Annotated in this window: 15 protein-coding genes; 7 read left to right on the plus strand and 8 right to left on the minus strand. The window is 71.9% G+C overall.

Annotation, left to right across the window (positions count from 1 at the left end; genetic code table 11):
• Positions 1–323: 323 nt before the first annotated feature.
• The 6 genes from serA to ACZ6BB_RS05495 all read right to left on the minus strand — a co-directional run bounded on the left by serA (position 324) and on the right by ACZ6BB_RS05495 (position 8,274).
• Positions 324–1,916: a phosphoglycerate dehydrogenase gene (serA, locus tag ACZ6BB_RS05470; protein WP_471613989.1), complete on the minus strand. Its 1,593-nt coding sequence runs from the start codon at positions 1,914–1,916 to the stop codon at positions 324–326.
• A gap of 343 nt (positions 1,917–2,259) precedes the next feature.
• A complete protein-coding gene (locus ACZ6BB_RS05475; RefSeq protein WP_471613990.1) occupies positions 2,260–3,558 on the minus strand; it encodes an MDR family MFS transporter in 1,299 nt (432 codons plus the stop codon).
• Entirely contained in the window at positions 3,555–4,769 is a 1,215-nt protein-coding gene (locus tag ACZ6BB_RS05480) for a PLP-dependent cysteine synthase family protein (RefSeq protein WP_471613991.1), read from the minus strand. The genes ACZ6BB_RS05475 and ACZ6BB_RS05480 overlap by 4 nt, the downstream gene beginning before the upstream one ends.
• Positions 4,770–5,527: 758 nt before the next feature.
• Positions 5,528–5,992, minus strand: a complete 465-nt coding sequence (locus ACZ6BB_RS05485) for a DUF6153 family protein (RefSeq protein WP_471613992.1) — start codon at positions 5,990–5,992, stop codon at positions 5,528–5,530.
• 357 nt (positions 5,993–6,349) lie between these two features.
• Entirely contained in the window at positions 6,350–7,318 is a 969-nt protein-coding gene (locus ACZ6BB_RS05490) for a glycoside hydrolase family 113 (protein ID WP_471613993.1), read from the minus strand.
• Positions 7,312–8,274: a hypothetical protein gene (locus ACZ6BB_RS05495; RefSeq protein WP_471613994.1), complete on the minus strand. Its 963-nt coding sequence runs from the start codon at positions 8,272–8,274 to the stop codon at positions 7,312–7,314. Before ACZ6BB_RS05495 ends, ACZ6BB_RS05490 begins: the two co-directional genes overlap by 7 nt.
• A 418-nt stretch (positions 8,275–8,692) precedes the next feature.
• On the opposite strand from ACZ6BB_RS05495, the gene ACZ6BB_RS05500 reads away from it, so the two are divergent.
• Both ACZ6BB_RS05500 and ACZ6BB_RS05505 read left to right on the plus strand, forming a co-directional pair.
• Entirely contained in the window at positions 8,693–8,893 is a 201-nt protein-coding gene (locus ACZ6BB_RS05500; RefSeq protein ID WP_471613995.1) for a hypothetical protein, read from the plus strand.
• 448 nt (positions 8,894–9,341) lie between these two features.
• Complete coding sequence (locus ACZ6BB_RS05505) at positions 9,342–10,202, plus strand: hypothetical protein (protein ID WP_471613996.1); 861 nt, start codon at positions 9,342–9,344, stop codon at positions 10,200–10,202.
• On the opposite strand, the gene ACZ6BB_RS05510 is transcribed toward ACZ6BB_RS05505, so the two are convergent.
• Both ACZ6BB_RS05510 and ACZ6BB_RS05515 read right to left on the minus strand, forming a co-directional pair.
• Entirely contained in the window at positions 10,195–13,116 is a 2,922-nt protein-coding gene (locus tag ACZ6BB_RS05510) for a helix-turn-helix transcriptional regulator (RefSeq protein ID WP_471613997.1), read from the minus strand. The genes ACZ6BB_RS05505 and ACZ6BB_RS05510 overlap by 8 nt on opposite strands.
• 455 nt (positions 13,117–13,571) lie before the next feature.
• The gene (locus tag ACZ6BB_RS05515) at positions 13,572–13,868 is read right to left on the minus strand and encodes a DUF2218 domain-containing protein (RefSeq protein ID WP_471613998.1); all 297 of its coding nucleotides are present in this window, start codon (positions 13,866–13,868) and stop codon (positions 13,572–13,574) included.
• 221 nt (positions 13,869–14,089) lie between these two features.
• On the opposite strand from ACZ6BB_RS05515, the gene ACZ6BB_RS05520 reads away from it, so the two are divergent.
• The 5 genes from ACZ6BB_RS05520 to ACZ6BB_RS05540 all read left to right on the plus strand — a co-directional run bounded on the left by ACZ6BB_RS05520 (position 14,090) and on the right by ACZ6BB_RS05540 (position 19,451).
• Positions 14,090–15,055, plus strand: a complete 966-nt coding sequence (locus tag ACZ6BB_RS05520; RefSeq protein WP_471613999.1) for a D-2-hydroxyacid dehydrogenase family protein — start codon at positions 14,090–14,092, stop codon at positions 15,053–15,055.
• A gap of 158 nt (positions 15,056–15,213) precedes the next feature.
• Entirely contained in the window at positions 15,214–16,491 is a 1,278-nt protein-coding gene (gene cbiE, locus ACZ6BB_RS05525; RefSeq protein ID WP_471614000.1) for a precorrin-6y C5,15-methyltransferase (decarboxylating) subunit CbiE, read from the plus strand.
• Positions 16,488–17,237, plus strand: a complete 750-nt coding sequence (gene cobM, locus ACZ6BB_RS05530; RefSeq protein ID WP_471614001.1) for a precorrin-4 C(11)-methyltransferase — start codon at positions 16,488–16,490, stop codon at positions 17,235–17,237. Before cbiE ends, cobM begins: the two co-directional genes overlap by 4 nt.
• Before the next feature lie 389 nt (positions 17,238–17,626).
• The gene (locus ACZ6BB_RS05535) at positions 17,627–18,682 is read left to right on the plus strand and encodes a FecCD family ABC transporter permease (RefSeq protein WP_471614002.1); all 1,056 of its coding nucleotides are present in this window, start codon (positions 17,627–17,629) and stop codon (positions 18,680–18,682) included.
• Position 18,683: 1 nt separating this feature from the next.
• Entirely contained in the window at positions 18,684–19,451 is a 768-nt protein-coding gene (locus tag ACZ6BB_RS05540; protein ID WP_471614003.1) for an ABC transporter ATP-binding protein, read from the plus strand.
• Positions 19,452–19,503: the final 52 nt, after the last annotated feature.

Genomic DNA, 19,503 nt, shown 5'->3' on the forward strand with positions numbered 1-19,503 from the left:
GTCGTACGCCCGGCATGGTGATCTGACCAGGTAGGCGCTCAGCTCAGGGACGTGAGCGCTCAGTGGCAGCTGCGGGTGTTCGGCCAGCATGCCGGAGACAGCTACGTCGCTGGGGAGACCGAGGCGGCACATGCTTCGCGGGAACGTTTCATCCGCACGCTTTCCGCGGAACCCGACCGTCACTCAGTCGCGGATGACTTCGTGGGCCTCCGGCCTCGTGCCCGGGCTGTCCGTCTTCGGGTACTCCCGCGGGACGGCACTCAGGCCGAGCTCACCGCTGCGGCGGTGCGCCCGGGCCCGAGTCCGTTCGGTTGTGCTGTCAGTCAGTTCTCCAGGCTGACCGAATGCGCCGAGGTGGCACCGGTCTCTTGGGCGATCTCGGCAAGGACGTCAGCCGGGACGTTGCTGTCGACGTTCAGGACCACCAGAGCCTCGCCGCCAGGAGCCGCCCTGGAGACCTGCATTCCGGCGATGTTCAGGTCCGCCTCGCCGAGTACGTGACCGATGGTGCCGATGACACCGGGGCGGTCGGTGTAGCGCACGAGAACCAGGTGGTCGGACATCGTCAGGTCGGTGTCGTGATGACCCACCGACACGATTTTCTGCACGTGCTTGGGGCCGACGAGGGTGCCGGAGACCGAGACCTCCTCACCATCTGCGAGTGTTCCGCGGACGGTCATCATGTCGCGGTGGTCAGTGGACTTGGAGCTGGTGGTCACGCGGAGTCCGACGCCGCGCTCCTGCGCGAAGAGTGGGGCGTTCACGTAGGAGACCGTCTCGTCGACGACGTCCCGGAAGACACCCTTGAGCGCGGAGAGTTGGAGGACCTTGACGTCGTGCCGGATGATCTCGCCGTACACTTCGACGTCGAGTCGGATGGCAACCTCCCCCGCCAAGGCGGTGAAGATCCGGCCGAGTTTCTCAGCGAGTGGCAGCCAGGCCCGTACGTCTTCCGCGATGACGCCGCTCTGTACGTTGACCGCGTCGGGGACCGGCTCGCCCGCGAGCGCGAGCCGGACAGAACTGGCGACGGCGACGCCCGCCTTCTCCTGTGCCTCGTCCGTGGAGGCGCCGAGGTGCGGGGTGCACACGACCTGGTCGAACTGGAAGAGCGGCGAGTCCGTGCAGGGCTCGTGCGCGTACACGTCCAGGCCCGCGCCCGCGACCCGGCCCTCCTTCAGCGCGTTGAACAACGCCTGCTCGTCCACAATGTCACCGCGCGCGGCGTTGACGATCCGGACGTGCGGCCGGACCTTGTGCAGCGCCTCCTCGCCGATCAGGCCCAGCGTCTCGGGGGTCTTGGGCAGGTGCACGGTGATGAAGTCCGAGACCCCGAGCAGCTCGTCCAGTGAGAGCAGCTTGACGCCCATCTGTGCCGCCGCCGCGGGCCGTACGTACGGGTCGTAGGCGACGATCTTCATGCCGAAGGCGGACATGCGCTGGGCCACCAGGGCACCGATGCGGCCGAGGCCGACGACGCCGAGAGTCTTCTCGCTCAGCTCCACGCCCGTGTACGTGCCGCGCTTCCACTCGCCGTTCTTCAGGGCCGTGTTCGCCTGCGGGATGTTGCGGGCCGTGGCGATCAGAAGCCCGCAGGCGAGCTCGGCGGCCGTGACGATGTTGGACGTGGGGGCGTTGACCACCATCACGCCGGCCTTGGTCGCGGCGGAGACGTCCACGTTGTCCAGGCCGACACCGGCGCGGGCGACGACCTTCAGTTTCCTGGCCGCGGCGAGGGCCTCGGCGTCCACCTTGGTCGCGCTGCGCACGAGGATGGCGTCGGCGTCGGCGATCGCCGGGATGAGTTCGGCTCGGTCAGCGCCGTTGCAGTGCCGGATCTCGAAGTCCGGACCGAGTGCGTCGACGGTGGCGGGCGACAGCTCTTCAGCGATCAGTACGGTGGGTTTCGGGCTCACTTGGTCTTCAGTCCTTACCTATTGCTTCGCGGACGGCCGTCTCTGTGGCCGAAGGCGGCGGTGACGTGCGATGTGGTTCTGCGGGTTCTGGAGGAGTGCGGCCGACAAGGAGATGCGATGCGTGCGCGCCTCACGCACTGGCCGGCTTTCGCGTGATGACGCGGGTGCGTCCTGACGGCAGGTGAAGTGCGGGCCGGACGGTCGTGGCACGGGCGAGTGTCCGGCCGATGCCGATGCCGATGCCGATGTCCGTGGGCGCACACGCCCAGCCGTCGACGTGGGCGTGACCGACCGGAGGGGACGGAAGTCGACTCGTCCGCCCCCTCCGGCACAGGGCGTCGTGTTACGCGTTCGCGGGCTCCGGCTGCGCCTCGCGCACTGGTGGTGCCAGCCGGCCCGTGCGGTGGAGCCCGTAGAGGGCGGCCGCGCACGCCAGGCCGAGTGCCGACAGCGCCACCCACGGCAGCGCGGACATCCCGGCGGCCCGGGCGGCGTCGAGCGCCGCACCTGTCAGCAGGTTTCCGAGGGTGATGCCGATGCCACAGACGGTGTTGTACAGGCCGTAGTGGGTGGCGACGAGGCGGTTGCCGGAGAGGCGGACGATGGTGTCCATCTCGAAGGGGTACGCGATCATCGTGCCGATCGCGAGGAGCAGCGCGGAGAGTGCCGGTGGCACTGCCGCAAGCAGCCACAGCCCCACCCCGCCGTCCGGTACCGGGACCGCGGTGGCCACCAGCAGCGGAACAAACCCCAGCCCCATGGTCAGCAGCCCCCAGGTCAGTGCGCGGCCCGGTTCCATGCGGGCCTTGCACCAGGCGGTCACCTTGGTCTGGAAGAGGATGGTGCTCAGGCCCGAGACGGCGAACAGCACGGCCACCGCCCCCGTGCCGAAGGTCCCGTCGCCGCCCAGGCGGCGCACCTCCAGCGGCAGTGCGAGATAGACCTGGAACTGCATGACGTAGAAGCCGATCATGGCGACCGAGAACAGCAGGAACGGCCGGTTGGCCACGATGCCCCGCCACTGGGACAGCACGCCCTCCTGGCCCTGGCCGCGCTCGGCGTCGTCGCCCCGACGGGCGGGCAGGGCCCTGATCTGGACGATGCTCAGCAGAGCGAAGATTCCCGCCGCGACAAGGCATGTGACGCGGAAGCTCACGCCGGTCAGCAGCATGCCCACCAGCGGGCCGAGCAGGATCCCGGCCTGGTAGAAGACGTTGAACAGCGCGAAGGCCTCGACCCGGCGTTCACCCGCGTCCGCCGCGACATAGGCGCGTACGGCGGGATTGAACAGCGCTCCGGCCAGGCCCGTAGCCGCCGAAGCGGCCAGCAGGGCGGGCACGGACTCCGCCAGCCCGAGGGTCGCGAAGCCGATGATGCGCAGCATCAGCCCGGCTATGATCATGGGCTTGTATCCGAGCCGGTCGGCCAGCGTTCCGCCGAGCAGGAACATGCCCTGCTGGCTGAAGTTGCGTACGCCGAGGATCAGCCCGACCAGCCAGCCGGCCAGCCCCACGGGACCTGCCAGATGCGCGGCCAGGTACGGCATCAGCATGTAGAACCCGAGGTTGATGGTGAACTGATTCACCATCAGCAGCTGGACGCTGCGTTCGTAGGAACGCACCTGGGCGATGGTCGTCCTCACTGGTTCCCCTCCGCGAGCACATCGCTGCCGTCAAGCCGTTCGGCGGCGTCGCTGTCCACGGACACGTCGGCTTGCGCGTCGTATGCGTCGAGTGGACCGGCCGTGCCGGACCGCGGTTCCGAGCCTGTCGGCGCGAGCGGGTCGACGACGTTCTCGCACCGCGTCCAGCGGGTGACCTCCTTCTCGTCCAGGCGGCCGATCACCTCCGGTTCGAGTGCGGGAGGGGCGTCGAGCAGTCCGTGAGCCGCGCAGTAGTCGTCGTCGTAGACCGTGCCGAGGTAGCGCTGCGGGCCGTCGGGGAAGATCGCCGCGATCCGGGTGTCGGCGGGCAGCGTGCGGGCCAGCCAGCCGGCGACCATCGCCACCGCGCCGACGCTCCAGCCGCCTGTGGCGTAGTGCGAGGCAGCCAGCCGGCGGCAGTTCCACACTGCCTCCACCGGGGCGACCCAGTGCACCTCGCTGAAGTTGTCGTAGGCGACATTGCGCGGGTAGATGCTGGAGCCCAGGCCCCGCATCAGGCGGGGACGGGCGGGCTGGCCGAAGATCGTCGACCCGATGGTGTCGACGCCGACGAGTTTGAGGTCCGGGTAGAGCTGCTGCAGTACGCGGGAGACTCCGGCGGAGTGTCCGCCTGTTCCCACGCTGCACACCAGTACGTCGATGTGGCCGAGTTCGGTGGCCAGTTCGAGGGCGAGCGGGGTGTAGGCGGTGGTGTTGTCGGGGTTGTTGTACTGGTCCGGGCACCACGAGCCGGGGTGCTGATGCATCAGCTGGGTGACCCGGTCGCGGCGGGCCTGCTGCCAGCCCCCGGTGGGGTGCGGTTCGGAGACGAGATTGACCTGAGCCCCGTACGCGGTCAGCAGACGGGTCATGGACATCTCCAGACCCGGGTCGGTGACCAGCGTGACGGGGTGCCCGTGGACCATCCCGGCCAGGGCGAGCCCCAGGCCGAGGGTGCCGCTGGTCGACTCGATGATCCTGGCACCCGGCTGGAGTTCGCCGCGGGCGCGAGCGCGCTCGACCATGTGCAGGCCCGGACGGTCCTTGATGCCGCCGGGGTTGAAGCCTTCCAGCTTCGCCCAGAACCCGCGGTCCGGCTCGGTGAAGGGCTGGGAGACGCGGAGGAGCGGGGTGTTGCCGACAAGCCCCCGTAAGGCGGAGCCCGAGCCGGAGCCGGCGGGAGTGAGGTCACTCTTGGTCATGGAGTGCATGTTGTCTTCGCTCTCGAATCGGTATGGATGTGTGCGGATGCTCATCTCGCGCGACGGGTTGAGCCGCGCGGCGGGGCGACCAAAGGCAGCCCGTGGGTGGCTCCTATATGCGCCACCTGCAGTTGGCCGTGAGAGCGGTCCGACCGCCGCTCGGCAGCGGTCTTCGGACGGCGCCAAGGAGTGGGCGCACGGATGCCGCCGTGTCGTCCGTCAGCGACAGCACGGCGAGGGCGCGCGGTGGGAGCCGAGGACACGACTGCGGGAAGACGGCCTTCCCGTGGCAAGGGTCGAGGCAGCGATCGGGGGGCTCGGACGGGTCAAGATTCCCGCAGTCGGAGCTCTCCGCAGGCAGCGGGGCATCAGTCGACGCAGCGGCTGAACGAGCGGACGACTCCAGTGCATCGCGGTGATCACCAAGGCACGTCAGCAGTACGAACAGCAGAGCGTACAGCGTGCTCCGGGCGAACAGACTCCTCCGGAGTGCGCGTACACATGGGACATCGGCATGTGAAAGGGCAGGGGTGGGCGGCACAGTTCCTCCGCGCGGCGGTCACTGCCCGTGCGGGAATTCTCCCGGTCCGGGCAGCGATCGGTTGGGGGGTGGGGAAGAGAGCCGTCGACCGTCTCCGCGCCACGCTGTGGGGCGGTGCGCGCAGGAGGTCAGACGCCATGGACCGGTCGCCGGGAGGAGGCGTGACACGGCCTTGGGCCGAGTCAGAAGTCCCGGGAAGGGGCGACCGGTTCGGGAACGCGCTGACCTAGATGCGAAGAATCGCGGAGTCCGCCGCCTGCGTTCTTGGAGCCGCGGAATCGCGTGCCGCGGTGGCGAGCCGGGCGGGCGCGGCGCCGGGCGCCTCGTCGCCGCTCTCAGAACTCAGCGGAGACAGGCAGGGCACAGCCACAGCGGGGCCCTGGGAGGGCTGCCCGACCGCACAGGTTTCACCTGCGTGCGGCTGTCCGTGGCTGTCGTTATGGCCTTCCGGCCCCCCTGCCGACTGCCGCGACGTGGCACCCGCAACGTTTTCGTGTTCGGCAGTTGGCTCGAAATGCTCGCCCGCCGCCACGACGCCCTTGTCGGAGGCGAGGTGACTCACCGTCGTGTCAGGGCTGACGGCATGCGTATACAGCAGGCCGAAGAGGAGCAGACCCAGCCCCAGCACACGCACCAGAGCCGCTGATGAGCGGCTCCTCGGCGTGTAGGAAGGAGACCAGGTCGTCATCATGTCGTGATCCTAACCCGATCGCCGAGCCCCGGCGCGCCACCTCAGGAGAACATCGCGTGAACCCAGCCACATGACAGATCAGAGGCGCCAGGTGGCGCCAACTATCCCGAACGGCCGAGGACTTCAACGTTCGCAAACGCCTTTGGTGGGCTCTGCACGACCGCTGCGAAGAACGGGGAACGGTGCGGCCGGGCCGCAGTCCGCACCGCCCGGCCGCACCACTTCTGTCGCTGGTCAGCTCTTGCCGAGCGTCTCTTGCGGGGTGGTCTCGGATCCGCGTCGTCGGTTCATGGTGCGATGTTTGCGTGGCTGGTTCGGGGGTCCGGTGTGGGATGCCTGGCTGCTCATCTCGCTCGGTCATTCCTCCACGGCTATGTCGCCGTAGCGCCGCGCGACCTCGTGGAACGCCTCCTTGGGTGTGCACGCACCGTCGCCGGTCACCGCCACGACCCCGAAGCCGGCCTTGTCGAGGTCGAGACGAGGATCGTCGTGGTGCGGGAAGCCGGGCATGGCGAAGGTGAACACGAAGCAGCCGTGCACGCCCTCCGTGTCGTACTGGTCGATGAGTTCACCGAGGTAGCGGGCCTGAACGGCCTCGTCGCGGGGGTGGTCGCCGCGGATGCGCGGGGGTACGGCGAACCAGTTGACGATCCAGAAGGAACCGGCTCCCCGCTGGTCGGCTCCGGTGAAGGCACCACACCCGAACTCGGTGATGACGACGGGCTTGTCGTGATCGCGAACCAGTCTGCGCAGGCGGTCCGCGTAGGTGGTGCGGTTGCGGCGGGAGCGGTAGAAGCTGACGCCGACCAGGTCGAACAGCGACCAGTCGACGTGTTCCCACCCGGCCGCGGAGTAGGTGACCGGCCCGCCGAAGCGACGCCGCGCCGTGGTCACGGCGATGGTGAGCAGCCTGTGGAGCCGCCGGTCGATTCTTCGCCGCAGCACGCGGTGGAAACGCACGATGAGCTTCAAGCGCAGGAACGACCGAGGTCCGGGGACGATGCCGGGCACGGTGTGGGAGAACTCGCTGCCGACCAGAAGCGTCACCCGGTCCGGGTGTTCCCGGCGAAGTTCTTCGGCCGCCTCGGCGACGGCGTCCAGGTGCTCCAGCAGCTTCGGCTGAGGCAACTCGGAAACGCTGGGCCGGATGTAGACGCCGAGACCGATCTCGAGGGCCGTGCGGGCGGCATCGATCAACCGCTTGCCGTCCCCGATGAGCATCACCGTGGTGCAGTGCAGATCCCGGGCGATGACCTCCAGGTCCCGCCGCACGTCATCGGTGCCTGCCTCGCCGACCAGGTAGGAGATTCCGCGGACGGTCAGCATGCGCTCGGTTCCTGTCGACGTAGACGATGGGAGGCCATGAGAAGAAGGGCGGCGACACCACTGAGCATCGCGGCGTTGACCGCGTACTTCACCGTGAAATCCACGTTGTCGCCGAGCGGTTCGACCAGGAAGGACAGCCCGGCACGGACGACGAGGGCACTGCCCGCGGCGGCCAGTACGTGCCGACGGCTCCAGCCCCGGCGGCGCGACCAGCGCAGCAGCAGCCAGGCCAGTGCGACCATGGCGACGACGTTCACCGCCACCCCCGCCCAGGTCGCCGGCAGCAGCTGATTGGCACACCATGCGACTCCCGTGACAGCGCCGACCAGCCACCACGACGGCGCCTTCGCAGACAACCGGGTCCTCGCGGGCCGGACAGTGAACGCGGCGGCGATCAAGGCAACGGCGACCACTGCGGCGCCGATCAGCTGCGCCGGGCTGGCGGTGGAGTCCGGCGCTGCCGTGTCGTTGTGGACCAGCGCGGCGCTCAGCGCCCACAGCAGCACCATGACGCCGACGCCGACCGAGCCCAGCCACCGCCGGTCCGCTATGCGCGGGGCACAGGATTCGACCACCGCGATCGGAGCGGCGAAACTCCAGATCACATGCCCCCCGACATAGTTGAGCAGGTTCGCCGCGTCGACCCCCAGGCCCGGGATGATGGTGACCAGCGCCTGGGTCGCCCAGTCGGGGCCATCGGCGTCGACCTCGATGTCGAACAGGGTCTGGTCGATCAAGCCGGCCTGGATCACCCCGAAGGCCGCGCTCAACAGCAGGATCGTCGGCCAGCCGCGCCCCGTGCGCCGAGTGATCTCGCGGATGAGCACCGCAACGGTTCCGTAGAGCGGCGCGAGGATGAGCAGGCCCGCCACGAGCTCCAGCGGCCGACCAGTGCTGTCGCCGTAGCCGATGAGGTACTCCGCGCTGATCGGGGAAAGCACCAGCAAGCCGGCCACGGCGCCCCAGCGGAGCCGAAACCGCGGCAGTGCGGCAGGGGCGGACGGTGCGGGCATGAGAATCCTCCGCGTGGTGGTCCAGGAAGGCCGGGTCGTCACCGGTCCGGTCGACACTAGAGAGACCGCCGACAGCCGGACATCCGTCTTTCGTCCACGAGCGCATGACTTCCGTCTAGAAGTGCGCAGCCTTCCGGCCACACTCACTCCAACTCCGCTTCGCCGTGCGGAATCTGACACCGTGCTCGCGCATCAGGGCGTGACCTTGGCCTTCGGTGGCGCCCATCGCACCCTCATCCCGCGGAGCGCATCATCGAGCCCTCGCGCACGTAGCGCTCGCAGGACCAGGCGTAGGAGGTGTAGGAGAGCCCGATTCCGTGGCGGCGTCCGACAGTGTCCAGGAGCGGCGATCCTGGAGGGCGTGCTGGAACGGCCCGTTGAGATCACCGACACGAATGCGCTCGACCACCTGCCGGCCGGGATGAGCACGGGCATCGGCTGGGCACGCGCCGGCGGTGCGGCCTACGTCACCGATCACGTGCGGCACGTGCTCGGCCGACCCGCGGGGACGTTCGAGCAATGGGCACGCGACCATCGGGAGGCATTTACGACAACGCCTTAGGACTCCTCACGACGCGCCGCTGACACCTGCGCGCAGGGAACGTCGACGACATGTACGTACCTGGAATACGTACTCCTACCGACGCGCCCTCGACAACCGTGCCGTTTCCTTGCGTTCATGACGACAGCGGGCGGGGAAGCGCGGACGCCGGGGAACGCCGGGCGGGCGGTGGTGGGGGCGGAGGGGTGGGCCGTGCCGGCCTCGACGGTCGGTGTACCGCCGGGCTTCGGACTCGCCCACGCCCGGCCGCGGGGGCTCGTTCCCGCCGCAGCCGGCGGGCGGTTCGAACAGTGAGGTGGTGAACACGCCGTACCGGGCCGCGGCCGACGGCCTCCACCCGGCACCCGGCCACCGCTCCGCAGGCGAACCGGCCCGCGCGTCACATCAACAGGCCCCGCCACCACGGCAGTCCCGCAGGGGCCGTCCGACCTCATCCTGGGGGAATCACATGCGCGTACACAGCATCGCGGCCACCGTCGTCTCCGGCGCGGCCGTCCTCTCGACCCTCGTTCTTCCGGGCACCGCCCAGGCGGCGGAGCACTCCGGGGCGGCGAGGGATCTCAGAGCCTTCACGTCGGAGCGCGTCCGGCCGCAGGACGCGATCGGCGGCACCACCTTCAAGAACGGGGTCGTCAACAAGGGCAGGGACATCGTGCTCGGCGTGACGGGCAAGAAGGCCGTCCCCGTCACCTTCACCGCCTTCGACGAGGAGGGCGTAGCCCTCACCCAGGCCTTCCTCTGGCAGGGCACCGACAGTTCGGACACGGACACCATCACCGGCGCCCTGGGGACGGACGACTACCCCGCCTGCACGGAGACACCGGTCCAGAACGGCTACAGCTACAGCTGCCGGACGGTCTTCACCATCGACCCCGCCGTCGACTTCAAGGACGGCAACGGCACCGCCGGGACCTGGAAACTCTTCCTGGGTGCCTACGACCTCTACGCGAACGTCAGTGTCGACGACGACGTCGCCCGGGCCAAGATCAAGCGTGCGGCCAAGCTGACCACCGACGCCTCCCCGGAGCCGGTGACGGCAGGCAGGAACATCAAGGTCACCGGCAAGCTGAGCCGCGCCAACTGGGCCACGGGCAAGAACGCGGGATACGCGGACCAGCCGGTGCAGCTGCAGTTCCGCAAGCGGGGCACCAGCACCTACACCACCCTCAAGACGGTCAGGACCAGCAGCAGCGGCACCCTGAGCACCACCACCCGGGCCCGCTCCGACGGCTACTTCCGCTTCGTCTTCGGCGGCACCACCACGACCGGCTCCGCGACCGCCCCCGGCGACTACGTCGACGTCAGGTAGCCGGCCCGGCGTCCCCGAATCGGCCCCCGGCACGGCGGCGGGCCATCAGCGCGGCCAGGGCCGTGCGCGAGGAGACCCCGGTCTTGCGGAAGGTGCGGGAAACATGGGTCTCGACGGTACGCCGGCTGACGAACAGCAGGTCCGCGATGGCCTGGCTGGTGAGCCCCCGCGCCACCAGTTCGGCTATCTCCAGCTCCCGGGCGGTCAGGGTGGCCAGCCGTTCGGTGAGTTCGGCGCGGTCCGGGGAGCCGTACGGCGCCACCGGGCCGCCGCCGGGCGGACGGGTGGCGTCGGCGAGGCCGACCAGCATGCCGCTGCCGCCCGTCTCGGCGAGCCGGCGCCCCCTGAGCCAGGCGTGCGTGCCGGCCCGGCCGCGGCCCGCGGCCGCTTCCAGAGGGGCGCCCAGCAACAGGGACTGGGCCTCCCAGAAGACCGCGCCGCAGCGGGCGCTCTCCGCCGCGGCCTCCGCGAACAGGTCCGCCGCCGCCGCGATGTCCCCCTGCGCCAGCGGCAGATGGGCGGCGCTGCGCAGCGCGGACGCCCGCTGCATCGGCAGCCCCAGCTGTTCCGCCTCCTTCCGGGCCCGCTCGGCCCAGCCGCGGGCCTCCTCCGGCATCCCCGTCAACAGAGCGGCCGTGACCAGGATCTCCAGGTAGAGCGGCCGCATCGAGGGCTGGATCCGCTGCAGTTCGGGGCCACCCGCCTGGAGCATCGCGTCCCGGGCCCGGACCGGATCGCCGGCCATGAGCGCGGCCCAGCCGAAGATGCACCAGGCCGTGGAGGCCCACCAGTCGACCCCGCTGCCGGCCGCGGCCACCGCCTCCTCGGCGACGGCCAGGGGGCGCGGATCGCCCGGCGGGCAGCCGGCGACGAGCGCCGCGGCCCTGCTCGCCAGGACGAACGCGAGCAACTGGTCGCTGCCGATCCCGCGCGCGATGTCCTCGGCCCGGTCGGCGAGTTCCAGCGCGGAGGGGATCCGGCAGGTCTGGACCCGGACATGGGAGAGGCACAGCAGCAGGTGGGGCACGACATAGAGCTGACCGCTGCGGCGGGCGATGTCGAGGCCGCGTTCGGCGTGCCGCTCCGCGTCCGGGTAGTGCTCCAGGAACGCCTCCGCCCAGCCGAGCCGGGCCAGTGGTTCGCACAGCGCGGTGAGGTCGTTGTCGGGCAGGGAGTCGACCAGGGCGGCGGCCTGCCGGGCGAGCCGGTGTGCCGCGCTCATGTTGCCCTCGTACGCCTCTCCGAGGGCCGCGACGGCGAGGACACCCGCCTCCCCGACCTCGTCCCCCGTGGACCGGGCCGCCGCGAGGGCCGCCTCGACCTCGGTGCGCACCCGGGCGTAGGAGGTGTCGCTGTCCAGGGGCGCGGCCGAGCCGAGCTCCAGGCCGAGCCGTACGACGTGGGCCGGTGCGGGGTCGCGGGCCAGTTCGCGGCGCAACACCGCGACGGCCTCGGTGGAGCGCCCCAGATGGCGTTCCACCACCGCGCACAGGACGACCGCGCGCATTCTGAGGCCCTGGTCCTCCTCGGCCGTCGGCCCGTCGGCCGACCGCCGCGGGGTGGCGATCAGCTCCTGGAGCAGGTCGCGGCTCTCGCGCAGGCCACCGCACGCCGCGAGCGCACGAGCCCGTCTCAGGGTCAGCTCCCTGCGCCGAGCGGCGTGTTCGGAGGTGTGCGGGAGATGGCGCAGTGCCACGTCGAGCCAGTGGGCGCAGCTCGCCGGGGCTGTTCGGGCCGTCTGGGCGGCGGCCTCGTCGAGTACGGCCACCGCCGCCGGGTCCCAGGCGGTCAGCGACCGTTCCACGTGATGGGCCCGCTCGGCGGCCGAGGCGCCGACGCGGGCCAGTTCCCGCGCGGCGAGCCGGTGGATCTCGGCGCGTCTCAGGAAGGGCGTGCTCTCGTGGACGAGGGTGCGCACGACCGGATGCCGCAGGGTCAGCAGGCCCTGCGGAGTGGTGCGCAGCAGGTCGCGGCGGGTGAGCGCGTGGACGTCGTCGGCGAACGCGGTGCCGGCCCGGTCCGTCACCTGGCTCACCATCGCGGGGATGGCGTGCTCGCCCAGGACCGCCACGGCCTCGACGATGCCGCGCCGGGAAGGGGCGAGCACGGTCAGCTCGTCCAGCAGCAGGGTGCCGAGCCCGGGCGGTGCCGAGGAATCGGGCGTCGTACCGTGCCGGCGGGCCTGGAGGAGGGTCAGGAAGTAGAACGGATTGCCCTCGCTCGCGGCGTGCAGCGCGGCGCTCTCGGCGGGCGGCAGGCCGGGGCCGGCCAGTTCGGCGCAGTCGCCCGCGCTCAGCGGTCGCAGGCCGAGCCTGACGACCGTGCCGGTGTCGACTCCCCGGGTGAGCCCGGCGGCGAGGGCCTCGGGCCCCTGCCGGTCACGACGTGTCACGGCCAGGACGACGGGGGCGTGCGGGGGATGGCGTACGAGGTGGTCCAGCAGCTCCAGTGACGCGGGGTCCGCCCAGTGCAGGTCGTCGAGAGCCAGCAGCAGCCCGGACGGGGCGGCGAGCCGGGCGAGCAGGGCGGCCGTGGACCGGTGCAGTCCGAAACGGTCGACCGCGCCGCTCCGCCGGAGCAGGGGAGCCACCGCGTCGGTGTCCCGGATGCCGTCCGGGGTGTCCTGGGCGTGCGGGTCGAGGTGGGCGAGCGCGTCGGCGAACACCTGGAAGGGCACCCGCCGTTCGTACTCCGTGGCCCTGCCGCGCAGGACCGTCATCCCGCGTCGGCGCGCCCGTGCGCAGACCTCGCCGAGCAGGCGGCTCTTGCCGATACCTGCCTCGCCGGTGATGTCGACGAGCCGGGAACCTCCGCCGTCACGGGACTCCTCGCCCGCCGCCGTACCGCGCGCGTCGGCTGCCGCACGGTCGAGCAGCGCGTCGAACCGGGCGAGTTCGGAGGAACGGCCCAGCAAAGGAGTTCCGTTCCCGCCCGCCCCAACTGCCGCGTCGGCTCCCACAGTTGCCCCCTCTTCTTTACATCCCCCTCGCAAGTCATTCTCTCTCCGAACCTGGCCTCGACGGTCGCGTTGGTCCCGTAGGCGCGATTGCCGGCCAGCCGGGTCAGCGCGGTGGCCGTGAGAGTGAGCCGGTTGCATGGGTGTCCCTGAACAAGAGTTGTGTCAGGGAAGGAGTGCTCGGACAGTTTCGTCCGCCCGTCCTGCCGCACCCCGTCCTGCCGCGTCGACGATCAGCTGCCGAAGCCGTCGAAGCCGTCGAAGCAGTCGAAACTGCCGAAGCGCTTCACTTGTCCTCCGGAACCAGTAGGCCGCAGGCGCCACGCGCGGGTGGGCCCGACGGACATTCGGTCGGGCCCACCCGTGGCTCGGCGCCGGTGCCCCCTTCGGGGCGGGACGCGCCGGTCGGCGTGTCAGTCGTCGGAGGGCTCGTCCCAGGTGACCGACAGCTCGTTGCTCCGGCCGAAGCGTTCGAGGTGGCTGCCCACGACCTCCCTGATGGTGGTGAGCGCGGACGCGTCCGGCGCGGTCACACGGATCAGGAGGTGGTCCGCGGCGGGCTGGAGCAGGACGTCGGTCTGCTGGAACGTGAGGCGCCGGCCGCCGTCGGGGGTCTCCTCGCTGGGAATCTTCCGGCCGAAGTGCGAGGCGAGTTGCTTGGCGTAGCGGGGGGCGGCGTCGGTGGAGGCGCGACCGAGGGAGGTGGGCATGGGGGAACTCCTGGGTGCGAGCGAAGGAGGCCGCCTGCCGGTGCGGTGGACACGGCTCCGCCTCGCCGATCGGCTGCCCTTGCTTCAAATTTCAATCCAAACAGTGGTGCCGACCCTAGTCCGGTCTGATTCAAATTTGAAGCAAGCGTGGTGTCGCGTGGCTCACACCCGCTGCCCGCCCCGCATCCACCCCGCGCGCCGGGCAACGGCACACTGCCCGTATGACCCTCCACTGCGCAGTGCTGGACGACTATCAGGGCGCCGCCCCGGCCATGGCCGACTGGAGCCCCCTCGCCGACCGGGTCGAGGTGCGCACGCTCCGCGAGAACATCGCCGACCGCGACGCGCTCGTGGCCGAACTGGACGACTGCGAGATCGTCGTGGCCATGCGGGAACGCACCCCCTTCGACGCCGCCTTGCTGCGCAGGCTGCCCCGGCTGCGCCTGCTGGTGACCACCGGCATGCGCAACGCCTCCATCGATCTCGCCGCGGCGCGCGCCCAGGGCGTCACCGTGTGCGGTACGGCGAGCAGCCCCACCCCGCCCGTCGAACTGACCTGGGCGCTCCTCCTCGGCCTGGCCCGCCACATCACCACCGAGAACCGGGGTCTGCGGGAGGGCGGCCCGTGGCAGTCGACCGTCGGCCAGGATCTGCACGGTCGCACCCTGGGCCTCCTCGGACTCGGCAAGATCGGCACCCGGGTGGCCCGGGTGGCCACCGCCTTCGGCATGGAGGTCCTCGCCTGGAGTCAGAACCTCACCGCCGAACGGGCGGCCGAGGCGGGAGCGCGACTCGCCGACGGCAAGGAGGACCTGCTCGCCCGCAGCGACTTCGTGTCCGTCCACCTCGTGCTGTCCGACCGCACCCGCGGCCTGCTCGGCGAGCCGGAACTGCGTGCCATGCGCCCGCACGCCCACCTCGTCAACACCTCCCGCGCCGCCGTCGTCGACCGGGCCGCCCTCGTCCGCGCCCTGCGCGAGGGCTGGATCGCCGGCGCCGGCCTCGACGTCTTCGAGACCGAACCGCTCCCCGCCGAAGACCCCCTGCGCTCGCTGCCGAACGTGCTCGCCACCCCGCACCTCGGCTACGTCACCGAGCGCAACTACCGCACCTTCTACACGGAGGCGGTCGAGGACATCACCGCCTTCCTCGCCGGCACGCCGGTCCGGACGCTGACCCCCGCCTGAGTGGGTACGGTCGGGGGCCGGCACGGTCGTGTGCGACGAGGGGAGCCGTCGGGCGGCCGGTTCCCGCGCACCCGGGCACGGGCGCGCAGGTCACCGCCCAGTAGAGTGCGCCTTCGTCGTCCCCGAGAGCCGCCCCCGATCCGCCGAGGTACCGCGCAGTGACCCCCGCACGACCAGGACCGCCCCACGCCGTCACCGTCGTCGGGCTCGGCGCCGACGGCTGGCCGGGCCTGCCCGACGCCTCCCGGGCGGCCCTGCGCGAGGCCGAGGTCCTCATCGGCGGCCCCCGGCAGCTCGACCTGCTCCCCCCGGAGTGCGCGGGCGAACGGATCACCTGGCCCTCACCCCTGCGGCCCGCGGTCCCCGCCCTGCTGGCCGCGCACGCCGGCCGCCGGACCGCCGTACTGGCCAGCGGCGACCCCATGTTCTACGGAATCGGCCGCGCTCTCGCCGAGGAGGCCGGTGACCGGCTGCGCGTCCTGCCGCACCCCTCCTCCGTCTCCTACGCCGCCGCCCGCCTCGGCTGGCCGCTGGAGGACGTCGAGGTCGTCACGCTCGTCGGCCGCCCCACCGCCCGGCTGGCCGCCGCCCTGCACGACGGCCGACGGCTCCTCGTCCTCAGCGCGGACGCCGGCACGCCCGCGGAGGTCGCCGCCCTGCTGCGGGACCGGGGCTTCGGACCGAGCCGGATGCGGGTCCTGGAACAGCTCGGCGGCGAGAAGGAACGGACGGGCGACGCCGGCACCGCCGACGGCTGGGAGCCCGCGCACCCGCCCGGCGACCCCCTCAACATCGTCGCCGTCGAGTGCCGGCGGGCCCCGGACGCCCTCCGCCTCGGCGCCGGGCCCGGCCTCCCCGACGAGGCGTACGAGCACGACGGCCAGCTCACCAAGCGCTATGTGCGCGCCGCCACGCTGGCCGCGCTGGCCCCGGCACCCGGCGAACTCCTCTGGGACGTCGGCGGCGGGTCCGGTTCGATCGCGATCGAGTGGATGCGCACGCACCCCTCCTGCCGGGCGGTCACCGTCGAACGCGACCCCGTGCGCGCCGCGCGCATCGCCCGCAACGCCGAGCGGCTCGGTGTGCCCGGTCTGCGGGTCGTCACCGGGGCCGCGCCCGCCGCGCTGGCCGAACTGCCGCCGCCGGACGCCGTGTTCATCGGCGGCGGGCTCACCGCGCCCGGCCTGCTCGACGCCTGCCGGCAGGCCCTGCCGGTGGGCGGACGGCTGGTCGCCAACACCGTGACGCTGGAGTCCGAGGCCGTCCTCGCCGCCGCCCACCGCCGCCACGGCGGGGAACTGGTACGTCTCGCGGTGGCGCACGCCGTGCCCGTGGGCGGTTTCACCGGGTGGCGGCAGGCGATGCCGGTGACCCAGTGGGCCGTACGCAGGACCAGCCTCGACACCGCCGACACCTCTTCGGGAGAAGACAGATGACCGTGTACTTCATCGGCGCCGGCCCCGGTGCCGCCGACCTGATCACGGTCCGTGGCGCCCGTACGCTGGCCGCCTGCGGGGTCTGCCTGTACGCGGGCAGCCTCGTCCCGCGCGAGCTGCTGGCCGAATGCCCGCCGGGCGCAAGGCTGGTGGACACCGCCCAGCTGGATCTGGACCGGATCACCGCCGAGTTGGTGCGCGCGCACGAGGAGGGTCACGACGTGGCCCGGCTGCACTCCGGGGACCCGTCCGTGTTCAGCGCGGTCGCCGAGCAGATGCGGCGGCTGGACGCGGCCGGGGTGCCGTACGAAGTGGTGCCGGGGGTGCCCGCGTTCGCCGCGGCGGCGGCCGCGCTGAAGCGGGAGCTGACCGTGCCGACGGTCGGCCAGACCGTGATCCTCACGCGCGTCGCCCAGCAGGCCACGCCCATGCCGGACGGTGAGGACCTCGCCACCCTCGGGCGCAGCGGGGCGCTCATCGTGCTGCACCTGGCCGTCCGTTACGTGGACCGTGTCGTGGAGGAACTCCTGCCGCACTACGGGGCGGACTGTCCGGCCGCGGTCGTCGCGTACGCCTCGCGGCCCGAGGAGCTGGTACTCCGGGGGACGCTGGAGGAGATCGCCGGACAGGTGAAGGAGGCGGGTGTGCTGCGCACGGCTGTGATCATGGTCGGGCGGACGCTCGGTGCGCGCCAGTTCCGGGACAGCCACCTGTACTCGCCCGAGCGGGACCGGCACGAGTGTTGAGGAGCGGGTGCGTTGTCGGGTGCGGGTTCGGTGAGGGCTTCTCGCGCAGTTCCCCGCGCCCCTGAAAGACCGGGCCCCCGCGCGAAGCCCCACCGGAGCCGCCGCAGTCGCCCACGCACCCGCACCCCCGAGCCCGAAGGCGCCCCGGCACCCGGTGCTACGCTCCCCTTGCCTCCCGCGGGGGAAGTCCGGTGAGAGTCCGGCGCTGACCCGCAACGGTGTGCGTGACGGCCGGACAGCCGTCGCGCGAGCCCGATCGCCCGAGGGTGGTGCGACCCGTTGAACGCTCGCCGTGGACTGCGAGAGGGGACCGCACGGCCCCCGTGCCGTACGGGCCGTTCCTCGACCGACGTCCGTCAGGCGGCCCCAGGCGAAGGACCGCCCCGACCGTGCGCCGCAGCCCCGCCCCCAGCCGAACACCCCTGCCCCCACTGATACTCGGCCTCGCCCTGCTCCTGCTGCTGTCGCTCGTGGGCGGCACCGGGCTGGGCGCCGCCGGCATCGGATGGCCGGACGTCCTGCGGTTCCTGTGGGCCGGGCTCACCGGCGGCACCGTGCACGCCGGGGACGCCGCCGCGTACACCATCGTCTGGGAGATCCGGCTGCCGCGCGTGGTGCTCGGAGCGGTCGTGGGCGCCGGGCTCGCCTCCGTCGGGGTGGGCGTCCAGGCGATCGTGCGCAACGCCCTCGGCGACCCGTTCGTGCTCGGCATCTCCTCCGGCGCGGCGGTCGGCGCCAACGCGGTCATCCTGCTCGGCGCGTTCGCCGCGCTCGGGATCTGGGCGCTCTCGGTGTCGGCGTTCCTCTCCGCCCTGGCCGCCATGGCCCTGGTGTACGCGCTGGCCCGCTCACCCCACGGGCTGTCCCCGCTGCGGCTGGTCCTGACGGGGACGGCGCTGGCGTACGGCTTCGAGGCGGTCACCACCCTCATGGTGTTCGGTGCCGCCCGCGGCGAGGCGGCACGGTCGGCGCTGATGTGGCTCCTCGGCAGCCTGGGCGGGGCGACCTGGGCACAGGTCCCGCTCGTCGCCGTGACCGTGGCCGCGGGCTGGGCGTGGCTGCGCCGGCGGGCCGAGTCCCTCAACGCCCTCGCCATGGGCGACGAGACCTCGGCCGCGCTCGGCGTCCGCCCGGAGCGGCTGCGCCGGGAGCTGTTCCTCGTCACCGCCGCCGTGACCGGGACCGTCGTGGCGGTCAGCGGGGCCATCGGCTTCGTCGGGCTGATGGTGCCGCACGTCGTGCGGATGCTGGTCGGCGCCGACCACCGGCGGGTGCTGGCGGTCGCCCCGCTCGTCGGCGCCGTGCTCCTGGTGTGGGCGGACGTGCTGTCCAGGCTGCTGCTCGCCCCCGCCGAACTGCCCGTCGGCGTGATCACGGCCGTGGTCGGTGTGCCCGCCTTCCTGCTGCTGATGCGGCGCGGCGGCTACGCGTTCGGGGGCCGCTGACATGCGACTCGACATCGACGGTGTGACGGTCGAGGCCGCGGGTGCCCGGCTGGTCGACGACATCCGACTCACCGCCGGCAGCGGGGCGTTCGTCGGGCTCGTCGGCCCCAACGGCAGCGGCAAGTCGACGCTGCTGCGCTGTGTCTACCGGGCGCTGCGCCCGGCCGCCGGGGCGGTGCGGCTTGACGGCGAGGACGTGCACGCCCTGCCGCCCCGGGCCGCCGCCCGGATGCTGGCGGCGCTGCCGCAGGAGTCGTCCGCCGAGTTCGACTTCACGGTCACCGAGGTGGTCGCCATGGGGCGGCTGCCGCACCGGGACCGGACGGCCGCCTCCGACACGGAGATCTGCGCGCGGGCCATGGTCCGCACCGGCGTGGACCACCTCGCCGACCGGGGGTTCACGGCCCTGTCCGGCGGCGAGAAGCAGCGCGTCCTGCTCGCCCGCGCCCTCGCCCAGCAGCCGCGGGTGCTCGTCCTCGACGAACCCACCAACCACCTCGACATCGCCCACCAGCTGGACGTGCTGTCCCTGGTCCGCGACAGCGGCGTCACCGTGCTCGCCGCCCTGCACGATCTCAACCTCGCCGCCGCGCACTGCGACGTCCTGTACGTGATCGCGGGCGGCCGCATCATCGCCTCCGGCCCGCCCCACGACGTCCTCCGACCCGACCTGCTCGCCGAGGTGTTCGGGGTCCGCGCCCATCCCGTACGGCATCCGGTCACCGGCGCCGTCCAACTCCTGTTCGACCTGCTCCCCTCCGCCACCTGAAGCCCCCGGCGCTCCTCCTCACCCGAAGCCCCGGCCCCTCCACCCCTGAGGA

It is taken from the genome of Streptomyces sp. NPDC041108 (genome assembly GCF_055592645.1).

Excerpts from the sequence above, each read along its gene's own strand:
- ACZ6BB_RS05480 (WP_471613991.1), bottom strand. The coding sequence starts at position 4,769 with ATGCACTCCATGACCAAGAGTGACCTCACTCCCGCCGGCTCCGGCTCG.
- ACZ6BB_RS05485 (WP_471613992.1), bottom strand. The coding sequence starts at position 5,992 with ATGATGACGACCTGGTCTCCTTCCTACACGCCGAGGAGCCGCTCATCA.
- ACZ6BB_RS05490 (WP_471613993.1), bottom strand. The coding sequence starts at position 7,318 with ATGCTGACCGTCCGCGGAATCTCCTACCTGGTCGGCGAGGCAGGCACC.
- ACZ6BB_RS05505 (WP_471613996.1), top strand. The coding sequence starts at position 9,342 with ATGCGCGTACACAGCATCGCGGCCACCGTCGTCTCCGGCGCGGCCGTC.
- ACZ6BB_RS05515 (WP_471613998.1), bottom strand. The coding sequence starts at position 13,868 with ATGCCCACCTCCCTCGGTCGCGCCTCCACCGACGCCGCCCCCCGCTAC.
- ACZ6BB_RS05520 (WP_471613999.1), top strand. The coding sequence starts at position 14,090 with ATGACCCTCCACTGCGCAGTGCTGGACGACTATCAGGGCGCCGCCCCG.
- cobM (WP_471614001.1), top strand. The coding sequence starts at position 16,488 with ATGACCGTGTACTTCATCGGCGCCGGCCCCGGTGCCGCCGACCTGATC.
- ACZ6BB_RS05540 (WP_471614003.1), top strand. The coding sequence starts at position 18,684 with ATGCGACTCGACATCGACGGTGTGACGGTCGAGGCCGCGGGTGCCCGG.